The following is a 17316-nucleotide window of genomic DNA, read 5'->3' as shown; positions in this document are numbered from 1 at the left end:
CCCTGCCCCCCTTAAAAAGGGGGGTGATGGAACCCCGGTTTCTTAGGGAGCCGGGGTTTTGTGCGATCGCAGCCCACTAAACTCAATGGGGAAGGTTATCGGCGATGAAAGTTGATGTGTTTAAGATCGCCCAGAGTGGCCCCGACGACCTGAGCGGTCTAGCCGCACTAGTGCAGCAGGGGACGCTAGACCCCAAAACCATCGTGGCGATTTTGGGCAAAACCGAGGGCAACGGCTGCGTGAATGATTTCACCCGTGGATTTGCGGTGGCCACGCTAAAGGGCTACCTGCGGGGGCTGATCGGCGACGAGCTGACCGACCAGGTGGTGTTTGTCATGTCGGGGGGCACTGAGGGGGTGCTAAGCCCTCACATGACGGTGTTTACTCGCCAGAGCAAGGGGCTGACGGGGGCGACTCAAACCGGGCTGGCCCTGGGGGTTTGCCACACCCGCGACTTCTCGACCGATGAAATTGGCACGTTGACAATGGTGGTGGAGGTGGCGGCGGGGGTAGAGCGGGCGATCGCATCTGCTGGCCTCACCGCCGAGGCAGTTCACTTCGTGCAGATTAAATGCCCGCTGATTACAGCGGCGCACCACACCCAGGCGGCCATCACCCAGGACAGCTATAAGTCGATGGCCTACTCGCGGGGGGCCTCGGCCCTTGGGGTGGCCCTGGCCCTGGGCGAGGTGCAGCGGGGCGATCTGACCGCCGCCGACATTTGCCACAACTACCGCCTCTATTCATCCGTGGCTTCGACCTCGGCGGGGGTCGAGCTACAAAACTGCGAAATTTTGGTGCTGGGCAATGCCCCTCAGTCCCACAGCCGCTACCGCATTGGCCACAGCGTCATGGCCCACGCCCTCGATATCGCCGCTGTCGATCTGGCTATCCACAGCGCCGGGGGAGTAAGTGACGGCGGCCAGATCGTGAATGTGTTTGCTAAGGCCGAAGCCGACCCCTCGGGGCAGCTGCTCGGGCACCGCCACACCATGCTCGACGACTCTGATATCAACCATACCCGCATGGCCAGGGCGGTGGTGGGGGCGGCGATCGCCGCCGTTGTGCAAGACCCGATGATCTATGTGTCGGGCGGCAGCGAGCACCAGGGGCCACCGGGGGGCGGGCCGATCGCCGTCATCGTTGCATGACGGGATGACCTCAATCCTTAAGTAGACCAAGATTCTAGAGTTCTCACAGTACCCTAGAGTCTTGGTCTAGAGAGGGGGAGTCGCGATGGTGAAAACCGAGCGGGAAAAGATGCTGGCCAATGAGCTATATCTAGGCTTCGATCCGGAGCTGGTGGCGCGGCGGCGGCAGGCCCAGGAACAGCTGTACCTGTTCAACCAGGCCCGGCCTGGGGAGCTTGAAGTGCGGCAGGCGGTGGTGCGATCGCTCTTCCACACCATTGGCCACAACTTCGAGATTACCCCGCCCTTTTTCTGCGACTACGGCAGCCACATTCGAGCCGGCAAAAACCTCTACATCAACGCCTACTGCACCATTCTCGACTGCAACTGGGTGACGCTGGGCGACAACGTGCTGATTGCGCCGAATGTGCAGATCTATACCGCCTACCACCCCACCGACCCCGCCGTGCGGCTGACCGGTTTAGAGCTGGCGGCCCCCATCGTCATCGGCAATAACGTGTGGCTGGGGGGCGGCGTCATTGTCTGCCCAGGAGTGACCATTGGCGACAACACCACCATCGGCGCGGGTAGCGTGGTGAGCAAGTCGATTCCGGCCAGCGTGGTTGCCGTGGGCAACCCCTGCCGGGTGGTGCGCGGGGTTTGAAGTCAATCGGGCCGCAGCGAGTGTGCGCTATTTGACCGAATCGGTGCTTTTCTAGCGTAACCCTAGGGCCAAATGGGAATACTCGATCCGATAAATAGCTTGATTGCGGACTCAACCCCATGGGATTTTCTGTCGCTAAGACCTGTGCTTGTCATCAAATCGGTCGGTGCCAGGCGAAAGAGTCTGGTCAGCTCTATCTCTGGTTTCCAGTTCCCCACACCCTGACTAAAGTACTGCCGTTTTTAAAGCAGGCGGCACTGGCGTTTGAACCCATGCAGGAACGACCTGGGTTGAGCATTGCCTGCAAACCGGGGCAGGCCCAGGAAATTGCCTGCCATTTGGCCCAGCTGGTGGCCCCTCGGGAGCTTAAGGAAACCCAGGTGTTGTTTGTGCGCGGGGCGATTCAGCCGCAGCTAGAGGACTTTAGCGAGATTGCGTCGCTACAGCGTTTTATTACCTACAGTCAGTCAGACTGGCTAGTAGATATGCTGGCGGATAACCGCGTTACCAGCCACTTTCAGCCCATCGTCTCGATGCAGGATACGTCGCAGATTTATGGTTACGAGTCGCTGCTGCGCGGGCTTGACCACCAGGGCAATATGGTTATGCCCAGCGCCATATTTGAGCTAGCGGCGGAGGCCGGACTGCTGCCGCAGCTAGACCGGGTCGCCCGGCTGAGCGCGATCGCCCATGCCAGTCAGCACCAGCTCACCGGGCGCATTTTTGTCAACTTTACCCCAACAGCGCTGTACGACCCGGTGTCTTGCCTGCGGAGCACCGTAGAGGCCATCGACCGGGCTAACATTCGCCATGATCAGGTTGTCTTTGAAGTAGTAGAGTCCGACAATCCTCAAGATTTAGAGCACTTGCAAACGGTGCTGAAATACTATCGGGACGCCGGGTTTGCTGTGGCGCTAGACGATCTGGGGTCGGGGTATTCTGGCTTAAATCTGCTGCACCAGCTGCGCCCCGACTTTATCAAGCTGGATATGGAGCTGATTCGCAATGTCCATCTCGATCTCTATAAAGCGTCTATTACTGAAAAACTGCTGGAAATTGCTCAGAAGCTAAATATTCAAACGGTGGCAGAAGGCATCGAATGCGTTGAAGAGCTGAACTGGCTCCAGGAGCGCGGCGCAGATTTTGCCCAAGGCTACTTAATTGCCAAACCGGCGGCGGTGCCGGTCAAGACAACGCCTCGCTTCGACCCCAAGCCGGTGGTTCGAGATGTGGTTCGAGATGCTGGGGCGCTGGGGGATGCCTCGGTGCAGCGTCAAAGCGAGTCTGAGCGCATTGTGGCGGCGGTCACCCAGCGCATTCGGCAGTCGTTAGATCTAACCGAAATTCTGCAAACCACCGCCGATGAGGTGCGGCAGCTGTTTGAGGTAGACCGAGTGGTAATTTATCGATTTGAACCCGACTGGAGTGGGCTAGTGGCGGTGGAGTCTCTGGCAGAAGAAAGTTCATCTATTTTGGGCTTCCACGTGATGGATACCTGCTTTCAGACCACCCACGCGGATTACTACCAGCAGGGCAATACTCGGGCGATCGAAAACATTGAAACCGCAGGGCTGCAACCCTGTCACGTGGAAATGCTGAGGAGCTTAAACATTCGGGCAAATTTAGTTGTGCCCATCTTGCAAAAAGAGCAGTTGTGGGGGCTTTTAATTGCGCACCAGTGTAGCCACACCCGGCAGTGGCAGCAGTCGGAAGTGAATTTGTTCTATCAGCTGGCCAGTCAGGCGGCGATCGCCATTCAGCAGTCGGAGCTTTACCACCAGCTGCAAACCGCCAATCAAGAGCTTCAGCGTCTGGCTGAGGTCGATGGGTTGACCCAGGTGGCCAATCGTCGCTGCTTCGACGAGCGACTGAGCGCCGAGTGGCTACGGCTGGCCCAAGAGCAAGGGCCCCTGTCCTTAATTCTGTGTGATGTCGACTGCTTTAAGCTCTACAACGATACCTACGGGCATTTAGCTGGAGATGACGCCCTGCGACAGGTGGCCAGCGCCATTGCTCAATCCTCTAAACGGCCCTCAGATTTGGTGGCCCGTTACGGTGGTGAAGAGTTTGCGGTTATTTTGCCAAATACCACTTCCGAGGGGGCGATCGCCGTAGCCAAAGCCATCCAGGCCAGGATCGCCGTTCTGGGGCTGCCCCATCCCACCTCCCAGGCTAGCAACCTGGTGACCCTGAGCTTTGGCATGGCCACGGTGGTGCCCCAGGATACGCTGTCGTTTGAGACGTTAATTGCCCTCGCCGATCAGGGGCTTTACCAGGCCAAAGCCCAGGGAAAAAACTGTGTGGTGCAGATGAGCTACGGAGAAATGGCGTCGTCATCGCGATGATTCACCGCTGTGATAGGCTGCGGTTGAGAGTAGCAAAGAACACCACCTATGGGCCGAAAACGGGTTCGCTATCAATGGTTTCGCGATATTCCCCGCAATGTTACCTATCGGGAGTACGAGCAGTTTCAGATGCGTTCGTTTGGGGCGTTTAGTCTGGGGCTGACCGCTGCGGCCATGGCGATCGTATCGGGGTTGGGGCTGACCCTGCGGCCCGCCCAGGAACTGACCGAATTCGATGCGATATCGATCGCTGCCGCGATCGAAGCGGGGAGCGATCGCCCTGACCCGGTAAAGCTGGAGGGCTATTTAGTCGCCGCTAACCCACCGACCATGCCCGACGATGCGGCGCGGCGGGTGATTCGGGGCCGCTTGCAGATTGCGGCACGGGGGCCGGCAGACTCGGAGGAACCGCTGCGCGAAACCCTGTTTCTCTGGGAAGAGACCGCTGCCCCTGTATTTCTCTCCGATGGCGATCGCCGCATTCCCTTGGCCTTTGATCTGGCGGTACTGCCCATGGAAGATGAAGACGCCAGCCAGCCAGTGCCCCGCATTGTGTGGCAGGGCGACTCAGCTCGCACCAGCCGCCCCGTGGCGATCGAGTATGGCGACCAGGTTTTTCCGCTCGATCGCGAGGTTTGGGGCAGTGCCGAGAGTGTGTATATCGACCTGGAGCGCCAGGTGATTCCCCAGGGGCAGGCTGTGGTGGTGATTGCCAAGGTAGAAGCTACGCCCCAGGGCAATCAGCTGGCCGACCCGTTGGGCGATCGCCTCCAGGTAGTTTTTGGCACTGAGGATGAATTTCGCCAGCAGGGTCAGCAGCTCCGCCTGTGGTTTGGCCTGCTGTCAATTCCTTTAGGACTGGCGAGCGTTATGGTGGGGCGATCGGCCTATGGTCTATGGCAAGAGTTTGTCGAGCGATCGCACCAGTGATATTGCCTAAGGTTCTTGATAGCTGACAACGCGCACCGCCGCCGCCGCCGGATCTGAGCTAAAGATCAGTACTCCCTCGGCCTCGGAGCGGGCGGGGATGAAGTCGAAGGTGGTGTTGGCGACTTCTTCAGGGCTAGTTGTCTCTAGCGTGCCTTCGACGGTGACCTCGGCGGCGGTGGCGTCGCCCTCGTTTTTGATGGTGACAGGCAGGTAGTAGTGGTCATTGGCGGCCCGCACTTTGCCCGGTTCCACCGTAAACTCGGCGGGTTTGAGCGATGGGTTGAGCCACAGCGAGGCCACCGTGGCAATCACCGCCGACAGCAGCGCCAGGGAAATGCCGAGGGAAAACCATTCAGCTCGATTGCGGATGGGCTTTTCAGACATATGGGTTTAGGGGTTATACGGCTAGGCGGCCTGCCGCACCGCCGATGGTACAGGGCAGACCCAATATGATGCTATAGCTCACCCATTGGTTGATCGGGTCGCCCACGCGCACCCCTTGAAACAACCACAGCATGAGCATCCCAGTGGCTAGGGCAATCAGGTAAGCCGCCACGGTCTCGCTAATCGGCCTTTGAAAAAAGCCGGACTGCGATCGCCGCCGCCGCTGAGCGCCAAAATTGGCCTCAAACACAATGATGTACGACAGCAGCAGTGAGCTGGCCATAATCAGCAGCAGGCGCGCGGGCTCTAGGGAGCTGGAAATCATGGGAATTTCATCGGTGGGGGCGATCGAGGAGCCTACGACGATGGCTCCTAGAAACGCTGCCCCGGCATCCGACAGTGTGCTCCGCCAGGGGTGGTCGTTCTGAGGCTCGCGCTGTTTGGCGGGGTCAGCCTCGTCGTCATCGATTTTCAGCAATAGGTTGTTAGCAATACCAACCCCAATGGAAAAGGGCAGCGACAGGGTAATCAACCGACCCATAATGGCGTCTATGCCAGCATCAAAGTGAACAATGTCAAGCAGCGTCAGACTCAGGGTAGCGGTGAAGAGGGCGATCGCAAGCCCTTCAGCACTTTCGACCAAAATTTGGGCGCGGCTGCGGGGCTGCTCGGCCCGAAATCCACCTTTGATGTTGAGCAGCACAAGGCCTAGGTAAGCTATCCCCAAAATCAGCATCATGCGCGGCGGCGAGGTGAAATTGCCCTTCCACCACACCTCCATGGTGTAGAGAAAAGGGGCACCAAACAAAAATGCCCCGGCAATGCCGCGCATTAAATCGTCAAATTCTGTCTGCCAGTCCTGGGCTTTGATTCGTACCATGCTATCAATTGCGAGGTTGCCTCTAAGTTTGGCAGATTCTGAGCACAGCTGAGCGTCGGAGCCGCTGCTAGCAATGTTTGAGATCCCTGCCCAGGGCCGCTACCTGCGATCGCTCGGGCATCGACGACTGCGCCCCCGGCACCATCACCGACGCGGCGGCTACGGCGCTGGCAAACTCCACCGCCGCCTCCAGATCCATAGCTTCGGCCAGGGCTGCGGCCAGGCCGCCATTAAAGGCATCCCCAGCGGCCACGGTGTCCACCGCCTTGACCGGCAGGGCGGGCTGGTGGAAGGTGCGATCGCCCGCCGCGACGACAGCGCCCAGTTCCCCCAACTTGACGATCGCGATCGCCACCCCGCGCTGCACCAGCTGGCGGCCCGCCTCTGTGGCGGTGGGGATGTCGGTCACGCTCAGCCCGGTGATCTGACTGACTTCGATCTGGTTAGGGGTGAGAATATCGACCGTCTTAAAGAACTCGGCAGGGAGGTCATCGCGGGCGGGGGCGGGGTCAACAATCACCCTGGCCCCCTGGGCTTTGGCGGCTTTGGCGGCGGCCATCACCGCTAGCAGGGGCACTTCAAACTGGAGCAGCACCAGGTCGCCGGGCCGCAGCCGGGTTGCGAGGCGATCGATGTCGTCATCGCCAACGCGACCGTTGGCACCGGGCACCACAACGATGGTGTTACGACCCGCCTCATCGACAGCGATCGCCGCCACCCCCGTCGGTGCCCCCGCATCCATCGCCACCCCCCTGGCCTCTACCCCCGCCTGCTGCAACCCCTGGATGAGCTGGCGACCAAAGTCATCCTCCCCCACCCGACCGACCATCGCCGTCGATGCCCCCAGGCGCGCCGCCGCCACCGCCTGGTTGGCCCCCTTGCCGCCGGGGAGCGTTTCGAAGTGGGTACCCAAAATCGTTTCCCCCGGCTGGGGCAGGCGCGGCGTACGGCAGACCAGATCCATATTTAAGCTGCCGAAAACGTGAATGGTCGGCGGGGCTGGGTTAGGGGTCATCAGTAAAGGGCGTTTGAGGGTTTGAACGCTGGAATGTTCGAACGCTGGTGAAATAGGGGGATCAACTGCGCCCAAAATCGCCTAAAACAGATCCCGATCGTCATCCTCGTCGAGGGTGCCGTAGGGCGACGGGGGGCGATCGCTGCTCCAGGCCCACCAGGGCGTTCCGCATTCGCCGCAGTGGTAAAACTCTTGCCATTTGCGGCGGTGATCGGCCCCGTAGACGGGCGATCGCCGGTTGATCCAAACGGCTTTGGCTTGGCGACTCTCGGCCCCGCACTGGGGGCAGCAAAACTCGGTGGCGTGGGTGGCCGACTCGGCCCAGTCGGGCGGAAAAGGGGAAAAAGCTTCCATAGGGTGGAGCGGTGGGTCAGTTCTATTATGGGCTAGGGGCGGAGTCTGAGGTCTTGAAGTTTGATCATCGCGCCGGGGGATCTGGTCTGGCGCAGAGGTGGAGGGAGGTTGGCAAGTTCAACTAATCTTCAAACCCTCAATTGGTTAAGTTCTGGGGCAGGGCGCTTCGCTAGCGACGTTCTTCGGCATAATCGGTGGCAGGCTCGCGAATTTGAGACCAAAAGGAGAATGAGCACCGCATGGCACTGCGCTTAATTTCGCTGCTGGGTATATTTGGCCTTTGCTTTATCGCCTGGCTGGGGTCAGAAGATCGACGGCGGGTGCCGTGGAAGGTCATCCAATGGGGCATTGGCATTCAGCTTTTGGTGGGGCTGCTGGTGTTTTTGCTGCCCTTTACCCGCGAGCTGGTGGTGTGGCTCAGCTCCCTACTCAACGCCCTAATCGATGCGTCGGATGCCGGGGCGCGGTTTTTGTTTGGCCCCATTTTTGTGCCCGATTTTAACCAACCCGTTGGCCCCGCCGGGGCAGGACGCTGGATTGCCCGCGCCCTGACGCCGCCCTTTACCGCCGTGCCGGGCGATCGCCTAGGAACCGATAACCTCAACCTGGGCTACATTTTTGCCTTTCGCTCGCTGCCCCAGGTGGTGTTCTTTGCCGCCATTTTCTCGCTGCTGTACAACCTGGGGGTGGTGCAGCCCATCGTGCGGGTGTTTGCCCGCTTCTTTCGCTGGGCGATGAACATCAGCGGGGCCGAGGCCCTAGCGGGGGCGGCGAATATTTTTGTCGGCATCGAGTCGGCGATCGCCATTAAGCCCTTCCTCGAACGCATGACCCGCAGCGAGCTGTGCGCCATTCTTGCCTCCTGCTTTGGCTCCATTGCTTCCACGGTGCTGGGCCTCTACGCCGGATACCTACGGCCGATTTTTCCCTCCATCGCTGGCCACCTGATGTCGGCCTCGGTGCTGACGATTCCGGCCTGTTTTGTGCTCGCCAAAATTTTGGTGCCCGAAACCGAAACGCCCGAAACCCTGGGCAAGGTGCCTGCGATCGATATGGCCGAAGAGGAGCGCCAAAGCCCCATGGACAGCCTGATTTTGGGTGCCCTGGACGGGGTCAAAATGGCCGTGGGCATCGTCGCCGCCCTGATCGCCATTCTGGGCTTGATTGCCCTGCTCGACCTAGTTTTTGCCCAGCTAGCATCGCTCGCCACCAGTGACTTTGGCCTGTGGCGGGCGATTGGTCAGGTGTTTAGCGTGGTCACCCTGCGAAACATTATGGGGGTGCTGTTTTTGCCTTTGACCTTTCTCACCGGGGTTTCCCTCGACTGGCCAGAGCTGTGGCTGTCGTCGCAGCTAATTGGGCGACGGTTTTTAGAAACGGCGATTCCGCCCTACATCAGCCTGGCCAATGCCGCCGCCGAGGGCACCCTGAGCGATCGCGCCTTGGTAATTGTCAGCTACGCGCTCTGCGGCTTTGCCCACCTGCCCTCGGTGGGCATCTTCGTCGGCGGTCTCTCGACCCTGGTGCCCTCCCGCCGCAAAGACATCAGCGAAGTCGCCTGGAAGGCGCTGTGGGCAGGCACCCTGGCCACCCTGATGACCGGCTGCGTGGCGGGCATCTTTTTCTACGAAGGCGCGGCGGTGCTGGGCCGGTAAGAGGCAGCTTTACAGGCACGCGATCGCGCCCTCACTGCGGCGATCGCACCCGCCCAACAGCCCGTTTGCATTCACCTGAATCGCGTGGGCGTGGCCCATTTGCTCAGCCCAGGCAGGGGCGGCAGTGACCTGGTGCCCCCGGCGTTCTAAAGCGTGGCGAATCTCAGCGGGAATCCGATTTTCCATCGCCAGGCGGGTAGAGGCTTCGCCCCAGGTGCGACCCCACAGCCAGCGGGGCAGATCGATCGCCGTTTGGGGAGAATAGCCAAAATCCAGCATTCTGGTCAGTAGGGCCAGCTGGGTCTGGGGCTGGCCCTCGCCGCCCATGGTGCCCACCACTAGGTATGGTCTGCCGTTCTTGAGTACCAGACCGGGCATCAGCGTGTGAAAGGGACGCTTGCCGGGTTCCAGACTGTTGGGATGGTTGGGGTCGAGGGAAAACAGTGCGCCACGGTTTTGCAGCGGAAAACCCAGCTCAGGCGGCACCACCGCCGCCCCAAAGTCGAAATACAGACTTTGAATAGTCGATACGGCGTTGCCTTCGCCGTCTACTACAGCGATGTAGACCGTATCGCCACCGCAGGCTGAGGTGGAATAATTCTGCGCTACGGCCATGCTCAGCCGGGCGCGGCGGCGATCGCCGTAGGACTTCGAGATCAGCTCCCCTAGCGGAATGTCGTTAAAGTCGGGGTCGCCCAGCCAGCGATCGCGATCGGCAAAGGCCAGCTTGGTGGCCTCCACCAGCAGGTGGTGGTAGTCGGCGGTGCCGTGGCCCACGGTGTGCAGGTTAAACCCTTCCAGCACATTCAGCATTTGTAGCACCGTAAAACCCTGGGTATTGGGGGGTAGCTGGAAGACCTGGTGACCCCGGTAGGGGGTGCTGATGGGGTCTACCCAGGTGGCGCTGTGGCGGGCGAAGTCGTTGCGGGTGAGCCAGCCACCCAGATCGCCCAGGTAGTCCACGATCTGTTCAGCGATTTGACCCTGATAGAAATCCTGGAAACCTACGCTGGCCAGGCGGCGTAGAGTCTTCCCCAGCGGTGCGTTGGCCACTTTTTCCCCAGCAGCAGGTACCTCACCCCCTGGCAAAAAGGGATTGTTTTCACCACCGTAGGCCTGCAAAAATTCAGCGTTAACCCGCGTCCAGTGGGCCTGGGATTTGGAGCAGGGGTAGCCCTGCTCAGCCAGGGCGATCGCAGGCACCAGCAGGTCGGACCAGGGCAGGCGGCCAAAGCGCTGGTGCATTTCACCCCAGGCCGAGACGCCCCCCGGCACCGTGATCACCGCCTGGGGGCCACGCTGGGGAATACTGTCTAGTCCCAAATGGGAGAAGCGATCGCGATCGCAGCTCGCCCCCGCCCGACCCGAGCCGTTGAGGCCGTAGAGCTGGCCAGTTCTAGCCTGGTAGCCCAGCCAAAACCCATCGCCGCCGAGCCCAGTCATGGCGGGGTAAACCGCGGATAGGGCGGCCTGGGTCGCGATCGCCGCATCGACCGCATTGCCCCCTTGACTCAGCACGTTTAGCCCAGCGGTGGAGGCCAGGTAGTGGGGGCAGACCACCATGGCAGTGGGGGCAGAGACTGGAGCCATAGCTAACTCAGGGACTGTTTCAGTATTGGGCCTAGAAGATTAGCATTTTTGCAGGTAGGCGGCAGGGGGCGATCGGCCGGGATCCAGCTCTGTTAAGAAATGCCTCATATGGTGGGGCGATTCCGGGACGGATCGCTTCGCGAATTGCAGACAGGCTCTTTTGCCCCCAAAGTTCCTGTGAGAGAATACAGCCTAATGCCAGCGGATTGTGCCTACGGTTGTTCCTTCAGTCCTGTCATTAAGGAGATTCACCGATGCTGCTTTACCTGCTCAGTATTTTGGCTACGGCGCTGTCGCTGCTGTTGGTAGACGCCATTTTTCCCGGCGTGGTGCTGGCCAATTTTCCAGCGGCAATGGTGGCGGCGATTGCCATCGGCATCGTCAACGGCATCATTAAGCCAGTGCTGTTTATTCTGTCGCTGCCCATTACTATCTTGACTCTTGGCTTATTTTCGCTGGTGGTCAACGGCATTTGCTTTTGGCTGGCATCGCTGGTGACCCCAGGCTTTGCGGTGCACGGCTTCTGGGCGTTTATCGTCGGCCCCATCGTGCTGTCGATCGTGTCCACTGCGCTCAACAAATTTTTTGTGGGTCAGGCCATCAAGCCTCAGGCCAAAGAGATCGAAGGATAGGCATAGCGCTAGCCGCCCCTGGGGGCATCGACTGCTTGGCGGCGGGGGGCATGACGTAGATGGCCTGGTACTGGTTGCGGCCTTGGGCCTTAGCCTGGTAGAGAGCCTGGTCGGCGGTAAACACTAGGTCAGAGGGCAGGTAGTCGGCCATGGGTAGTACATTGGCCACGCCGCAGCTAACGGTGACGATAGCCTGGGGCGCTGTGTCGTGGGGCAATTCCCGCTGCTGAATGCCCTGCACCAGCCGTTGGCTGACTGTAGTAGCCCCCTCCATCGTGGTGTTGGGCAAAATTACCGCAAATTCTTCGCCGCCGTAGCGGGTGACCAGATCGGCGGGGCGACTAATGCACTGGTTAAGGGTTTTGGCCACTTCCTGAAGGCAGCGATCGCCCGCCTGGTGACCGTAGTGGTCATTGTAGTTTTTGAAATTGTCAATGTCGCAGATCACCAGCGACAGGGGCAGGCTCTCGCGCACACCCCGCCCCCACTCTTGCAGCAGGTATTCATCAAAGCGACGGCGGTTGGCAACCTGGGTGAGGCTGTCGATCATGGTCAGCTTTTGGAGCCGATGGTTAGCTTCGCGCAGCTGAATTTCGAGCCGGTGCTGCAAGATTAGCCGCCGCACCCGCTGGCGCAGCACCGCCCAGTTAATCGGTTTAGTCACATAGTCCACCACCCCAATTTCAAAGGCCTGATCCACCGATTTTTCGTCCTCTAGGCCGGTGATCATCAGCACTGGAGCCAGGTTGCCCTGGGTCAGAGCCTGCAGGCGCCGACACACCTCAAAGCCGTCTACCACCGGCATCAGCGCATCAAGCAGCACCAGATCGGGCAGGTGATAAAAGTACAGGTCGAGGGCCGCTTCGCCGTGGGGCGCTTCGATCACCTGATAGCCCTCGCGCTCCAGATAACTGGTCAGCATGTGGCGAATAAATGGGTCATCGTCGGCCACCAAAATGACCGCTGAATCAGGGTTGACTGACATGGCTGGTTACCTCCTGGGAAACCAAGACAGACTGTAGCGCCGTTTTAACGTCGGTTAGAGCATAACGAATGGCCTCCACCCGTTCGGCAACCGCCGCATTGGGGTCTTGGCGCAGCACCACCTCCAGATCGCGGCACAGGTCGGAGAGGGCATCGGCACTGACGGAAGCGCTGCTCGACTTGAGGGTATGGGCCGCCCGCTGGAGAGTGGACCAGTCTTTCTGCCCCAGGGCGGTGCCCATGTCAGCTACGAGTTGTTCAGCGCTGTCTAGGTAGCTGGCAATCAAGTCGGCCATAAACTTAGCATCGTCGCCGCCTACGGTGGTGGCAAAGCATTGCAGTGCTGTCAAATCGACGGCGGGGGCGGCGGCAGGCTTACCGGCCTCCAGAACCCGAACTAATTCCTCTAGGCGAATCGGTTTGCTGATGTAGTCATCCATGCCGGCCCGCAGGCACTGTTCGCGATCGCCCTGCATGGCGTTGGCGGTGACGGCCACCAGGCGAGGGCGACGGGTAGGCCAGCGCTGAACGATCTGCCGAGCGGCGGCCAGGCCATCCATTTCAGGCATTTGTACATCCATCAGCACCAGGTCGTAGGGCTGCTGGTCGAGGGCGGCCAGCACCTCCAGACCGTTGGCGGCCACATCGGCTCGGTAGCCCAGGCGCTGCAAAATCTGGAGAGCCACCTTTTGATTGACCACGTTGTCTTCGGCCAGCAAAATGCGCCGGGGGCACCGCCGCCCCAGGTCGGCATCTACCGGCGCCGGCCGGGGCCGGGGAGACACCCGCACGGCCTCGGGGCGATCGGCCAGGGCGTTGGCCAGGGCCTCCATCAGCTGGGCCTGCTTGACGGGTTTGGTCAGGTAGGCGGCAAATAGACCCTGGTGAGCCATACCCTGGTGCCAGCCCAGGGAGGTCAGCATGACCAGGGGCAGCGATCGCTCCGCGAACCGTCGGTGCAGAGCCTGGGCTAGAGCCAGGCCGTCCATACTCGGCATTTGCATATCCAAAATGGCTAGGTCAAAGCGCTGGGTCTCAATCGCTTCTAGGGCCGCCAAGCCCGAATCTACAGTCACCACCGCCATGCCCCACCCCTGGAGCTGAAGCTGAAGAATCTTGCGGTTGGTGGCGTTGTCATCGACCACCAGCAAGCGACGACCCTGGAGCATGGTGGTCGGAGCCAGCGCAGTGGGGGCTGGCGGCTGGGGGTCGAGGGTGGTCTGCAGCGTGAAGTAAAAGGTTGACCCCTGGCCCTCGGTGCTCTCTACCCAGAGGCTGCCGCCCATCAGCTCGCACAGGCGCTGGCTAATGGCTAGGCCCAGCCCGGTGCCGCCAAACTGCCGGGTGGTCGAGGCATCCACCTGAGAAAAGGGCTGAAACAGCCGGTGCAGCCGATCGGTCGGAATGCCAATGCCGGTGTCTTTGACGGCCACCTGAAGCGTCATCTGCCCGGTGGCGCTCTGAGGATGGGCCTGTACCGAGACAATCACTTCCCCTGCGGGGGTGAACTTAATCGCGTTGCTAACCAGGTTGACCAGCACCTGGCGCAGGCGGCTGACATCGCCCAGCAGGTACTGGGGCACCTGGGTCGGCAGCAGGTAAGCCAGCTCTAGCCCTTTCTCAGAGGCCTTGGCGGACAGCAGATCTAGGGCTTCTTCCAGGCAGGTGCGCAGGTTAAAGGGCTGGGTTTCTAGCTCCAGCTTGCCCGACTCGATTTTTGAAAAGTCGAGGATGTCGTTGATGATGGTCAGCAGGCTATCGCTCGCGTTGCGGGTGGTTTCGACAAAGTCGCGCTGCTGGTCGGTGAGGGGCGTGTCGAGCAGCAGGCCAGTCATGCCGATGACGGCATTCATGGGGGTGCGAATTTCGTGGCTCATCATGGCCAGAAATTCGCTTTTGGCCCGGTTGGCGGCTTCGGCAGCGCAGCGGGCCTGTTCGAGATCATGGAGGTGCTGCTGTAGCTGAGCTTCGGCGAGTTTGCGATCGCTGATGTCAGTCTGAATGCCAATAAAGTGAGTCAGCTGACCCTGGCGGTCACGAATGGGGGCAATACTGAGGTGGTTCCAGTACTGCGTACCGTCCTTGCGGCAGTTGATCACCTCTACGGTGCAGTCTCGGCCTTCGGCCACCGCCTGGCGCAGGGTTTGCAGGTCGGGCTGGTCTCGGTTGCGCCCCTGCAAAAAGCGGCAGTTCTGCCCCAGAGCCTCGGCGGCAGAGTAGCTGGTAATGCGCTCGAAGGCCGGGTTGACGTAGATCACCGGGTTGTTGGGCTGGCGGGCGTCGGTAATGATAATGCCGTTGCGGCTGGCGGCGATCGCCCGCTCTTGCAGACGCAGGGTTTCTTCCATGCGCTGACGCTCTAGGTCAGCCTGATGAGCCTCCGCAATCTGGCGATGCAGCTCAAGCTGATCGATCACCTGAGCGGCCAATATCTCCAGGGCCTGGCGCTGCTCAGGGGTAAGGCTGCGGGGCACATGATCAATCACGCAAAGGGTGCCCAGGGCATAACCCTCAGCCGTGATCAACGGCATGCTCGCGTAGAAGCGCAGGTTAAGCTCGCCTACCACCAAGGGATTGTTAGAAAAACGCTCATCCTGGAGGGCATCGGGCACCTCCATTAGCTCTGTCTGCAAAATGGCGTGGGCACAAAAAGCGATTTCGCGAGACGTTTCCATGGCTTCAACCTGGCCGACTCCGGCTTTGAACCATTGCCGTTGTCGATCGATCAGGCTGACCATCGCAATGGGCGTGGCGCAGATCATCGCCGCCAGTCGGGTCAGGTTATCAAACCCCTCAGCCGGGGGCGTGTCGAGAATGTCGTAGTCGTACAGCGCCTGTAAACGACTGGTTTCATTGGCGGGCAGCGGTGCAGGTTGCATAGACCATCGCCCTTTGGGGCAGAGATGCGAGACGGGGTGTGGTCTTGCCACCAGCACCCCGCCCGAGGGCAGCGATATATCCTTGAGAGTACCCAGCTTGGGGTAGCAAAATGTTGCGGTTCGCCCGCTCAGGTCTCCGTAAAGGCACTGGTTCAAACCGTTGTCTCTGGCTAGCCTCGGGCTGAATACTCCCAACTCTTACGATAGAGGCTGGCGACAGGGCTGTCTCCAGGAAATCCCTGAGTTCTGCGCCATTGGGGCCTGAGATTGCGATCGGGCCAGGTCAGCGAGGCGATCGCCCTCGCTTAGTCTAAGCAGAGTTCGGAGTGGGGGAGGCCGACGGATTGGTCGAGGCAGCGGTTGGGCTGCTGCTGGTTTTGCACAAACTGCACCAGTTCGAGATCGTAGGCCCAGATGTGGTGGCTGAGCCATTGGGCCAGATCGTGGGTGAGGTCGATAGACAATGTTGCCTCGGGGGGGTGGCCCCCGAGGCGGAGGCGCAGAATTTTAGCCAGCAGCGCTTCGTGCTGCTCGGTGTGGGCACTGGCGTTGGGGTAGGCGTAGATTTCCATCAGCGCTTCTTCGGCCTCGCAGTGGGCAATGGCGGCGTTAAACAAGTGGTCTAAGATCGCCTCGACCTCGGCCCCATCGGGCTCTAGCAAAATAGATCGATGGAGCTGGGCCAAAATATTGAACAGGTCTCGGTGGTCTGCATCAATTTGGCGATGGTGAGTTTTACAGTCATCGCGCCAGTAGGTTACGGCCATGGGTCTGCTTGCCATTGAGCTTCTTTACCAATCTAGCCAAGTGCGCCGGGGCCATACCTCAGGAGTCTGCTGTAGACCGCCCTTTGGCCTAGGTTTTGTTCTCAGGTTTTCGCTACAGCTGGGCTAAGGGGGTAGCGATCGCCGCCCCGTTTCAAACTTGCCGTTACTGCGACCGGTCATCTGTGTAGACTTGGGAGTACCCTGGCCTGCACCAGGACAATCGTGGTTTAAGTCAAAACAGAGGCCGGTATGTCAACGATTCAGCTGGTAGTTGCCGACAATCACACCCTGGTGCGGGCGGGCTTTCGATCGCTGGTCGAAGAGCTTGACGGCATTGAAGTCATTGGCGAGGCCGAAAACGGGCGCGACGCCCTCCATCTGATCGAGACCCTCAAACCCCAGATTGTGCTGATGGATATTGCCATGCCCGAGATGAACGGGCTAGAGGCCACCGCCCGCATTGCCCGCGAGTTTCCCCAGGTAAAGGTGCTGATTTTGTCGATGCACGCCAACGAAGAGTACGTGTACCAGGCGCTGCGATCGGGGGCCAGCGGCTATCTGCTCAAAGACAGCGGCACCGAAGAGCTGGAGCTAGCCCTGCGGGCGATCGCCCGGGGAGAAACCTACCTCTGCCCGGCGGTGTCTAAGTATGTCGTCAGCGACTACGTCCGCCGCCTCAGCCAAGACCAGAACCCCCTCGACCAAATTACCCCCCGCCAGCGCGAAATTTTGCAGCTGATTGCCGAGGGCAAAAGCACTAAAGACATTGCCGACATTCTCTACATCAGCACTAAAACTGTCGAAACCCACCGCACTCAGCTGATGGATCGCCTCGATATTCACGATATTGCCGGGCTGGTGCGCTACGCAATTCGCACCGGGCTGGTGGTGTTGGATTAAGGAACTGGCTGGGGGCTGGGTCAGCGAACAGACGAGGAGGGAGGGTCTCTCCTGAAGTTGTTTTGCCAATGCCCGTTGCTTCGACTCCGCTCAGGAAACGGGCATTGGCGCAAACCTCAGGTCTTAGGAACCTCAAACTCAGGGATTTGCTGATGGAGCGATCGCAGACAGATCGCTACGGTGGAATCAGCTGTTAGATGCCCAAGG

Annotated in this window: 15 protein-coding genes; 7 read left to right on the top strand and 8 right to left on the bottom strand. The window is 60.1% G+C overall.

What is annotated here, in order from left to right; genetic code table 11:
• Positions 1-104 precede the first annotated feature (104 nt).
• From VB780_RS09205 to VB780_RS09190, 4 genes are all read left to right on the top strand, one after another.
• Positions 105-1151 carry a ring-opening amidohydrolase gene (locus VB780_RS09205; RefSeq protein ID WP_323350843.1) on the top strand — a complete coding sequence of 349 codons (1047 nt, stop codon included), beginning with the start codon at positions 105-107 and terminating at the stop codon, positions 1149-1151.
• Positions 1152-1236: 85 nt separating this feature from the next.
• The gene (locus VB780_RS09200; protein WP_323350842.1) at positions 1237-1794 is read left to right on the top strand and encodes a sugar O-acetyltransferase; all 558 of its coding nucleotides are present in this window, start codon (positions 1237-1239) and stop codon (positions 1792-1794) included.
• 119 nt (positions 1795-1913) lie between these two features.
• Positions 1914-4139: an EAL domain-containing protein gene (locus VB780_RS09195; protein WP_323350841.1), complete on the top strand. Its 2226-nt coding sequence runs from the start codon at positions 1914-1916 to the stop codon at positions 4137-4139.
• A 48-nt stretch (positions 4140-4187) separates the two neighbouring features.
• Complete coding sequence (locus tag VB780_RS09190) at positions 4188-5069, top strand: hypothetical protein (protein ID WP_323350840.1); 882 nt, start codon at positions 4188-4190, stop codon at positions 5067-5069.
• A gap of 6 nt (positions 5070-5075) precedes the next feature.
• Here VB780_RS09190 and VB780_RS09185 read toward each other — a convergent pair whose 3' ends face one another.
• The 4 genes from VB780_RS09185 to VB780_RS09170 all read right to left on the bottom strand — a co-directional run bounded on the left by VB780_RS09185 (position 5076) and on the right by VB780_RS09170 (position 7702).
• Complete coding sequence (locus tag VB780_RS09185) at positions 5076-5453, bottom strand: hypothetical protein (RefSeq protein ID WP_323350839.1); 378 nt, start codon at positions 5451-5453, stop codon at positions 5076-5078.
• A gap of 13 nt (positions 5454-5466) precedes the next feature.
• Positions 5467-6333, bottom strand: coding sequence for a TIGR02587 family membrane protein (locus VB780_RS09180; protein WP_323350838.1), 867 nt, complete (start codon positions 6331-6333; stop codon positions 5467-5469).
• A gap of 67 nt (positions 6334-6400) precedes the next feature.
• Complete coding sequence (rbsK, locus tag VB780_RS09175; RefSeq protein ID WP_323350837.1) at positions 6401-7348, bottom strand: ribokinase; 948 nt, start codon at positions 7346-7348, stop codon at positions 6401-6403.
• Between the two features lie 81 nt (positions 7349-7429).
• Entirely contained in the window at positions 7430-7702 is a 273-nt protein-coding gene (locus VB780_RS09170) for a hypothetical protein (protein ID WP_323350836.1), read from the bottom strand.
• Positions 7703-7941: 239 nt separating this feature from the next.
• Between VB780_RS09170 and VB780_RS09165 the strand changes: the two genes are divergently transcribed.
• Positions 7942-9357, top strand: coding sequence for a NupC/NupG family nucleoside CNT transporter (locus VB780_RS09165; protein WP_323350835.1), 1416 nt, complete (start codon positions 7942-7944; stop codon positions 9355-9357).
• 9 nt (positions 9358-9366) lie between these two features.
• Here the strand turns inward: VB780_RS09165 and ggt are convergent, their stop codons facing one another.
• The gene (gene ggt / locus VB780_RS09160) at positions 9367-10947 is read right to left on the bottom strand and encodes a gamma-glutamyltransferase (RefSeq protein ID WP_323350834.1); all 1581 of its coding nucleotides are present in this window, start codon (positions 10945-10947) and stop codon (positions 9367-9369) included.
• A gap of 254 nt (positions 10948-11201) precedes the next feature.
• Between ggt and VB780_RS09155 the strand changes: the two genes are divergently transcribed.
• The gene (locus tag VB780_RS09155; protein ID WP_323350833.1) at positions 11202-11579 is read left to right on the top strand and encodes a phage holin family protein; all 378 of its coding nucleotides are present in this window, start codon (positions 11202-11204) and stop codon (positions 11577-11579) included.
• Here VB780_RS09155 and VB780_RS09150 read toward each other — a convergent pair.
• The 3 genes from VB780_RS09150 to VB780_RS09140 all read right to left on the bottom strand — a co-directional run bounded on the left by VB780_RS09150 (position 11548) and on the right by VB780_RS09140 (position 16209).
• Positions 11548-12564, bottom strand: coding sequence for a PleD family two-component system response regulator (locus VB780_RS09150; RefSeq protein WP_323350832.1), 1017 nt, complete (start codon positions 12562-12564; stop codon positions 11548-11550). The genes VB780_RS09155 and VB780_RS09150 overlap by 32 nt on opposite strands.
• Complete coding sequence (locus VB780_RS09145; protein WP_323350831.1) at positions 12548-15442, bottom strand: response regulator; 2895 nt, start codon at positions 15440-15442, stop codon at positions 12548-12550. Before VB780_RS09145 ends, VB780_RS09150 begins: the two co-directional genes overlap by 17 nt.
• A 305-nt stretch (positions 15443-15747) precedes the next feature.
• Complete coding sequence (locus VB780_RS09140; RefSeq protein ID WP_323350830.1) at positions 15748-16209, bottom strand: bacteriohemerythrin; 462 nt, start codon at positions 16207-16209, stop codon at positions 15748-15750.
• 249 nt (positions 16210-16458) lie between these two features.
• Between VB780_RS09140 and VB780_RS09135 the strand changes: the two genes are divergently transcribed.
• Entirely contained in the window at positions 16459-17109 is a 651-nt protein-coding gene (locus VB780_RS09135) for a response regulator transcription factor (protein WP_323350829.1), read from the top strand.
• Positions 17110-17316 lie beyond the last annotated feature (207 nt).

The sequence above is a fragment of the Leptolyngbya sp. CCNP1308 genome, from assembly GCF_034932455.1.
Classification (GTDB): domain Bacteria; phylum Cyanobacteriota; class Cyanobacteriia; order Phormidesmidales; family Phormidesmidaceae; genus Nodosilinea.
The sequence above is the reverse complement of the archived record's forward strand: the minus strand, read 5'-3'. Positions and strand labels throughout refer to the sequence as shown.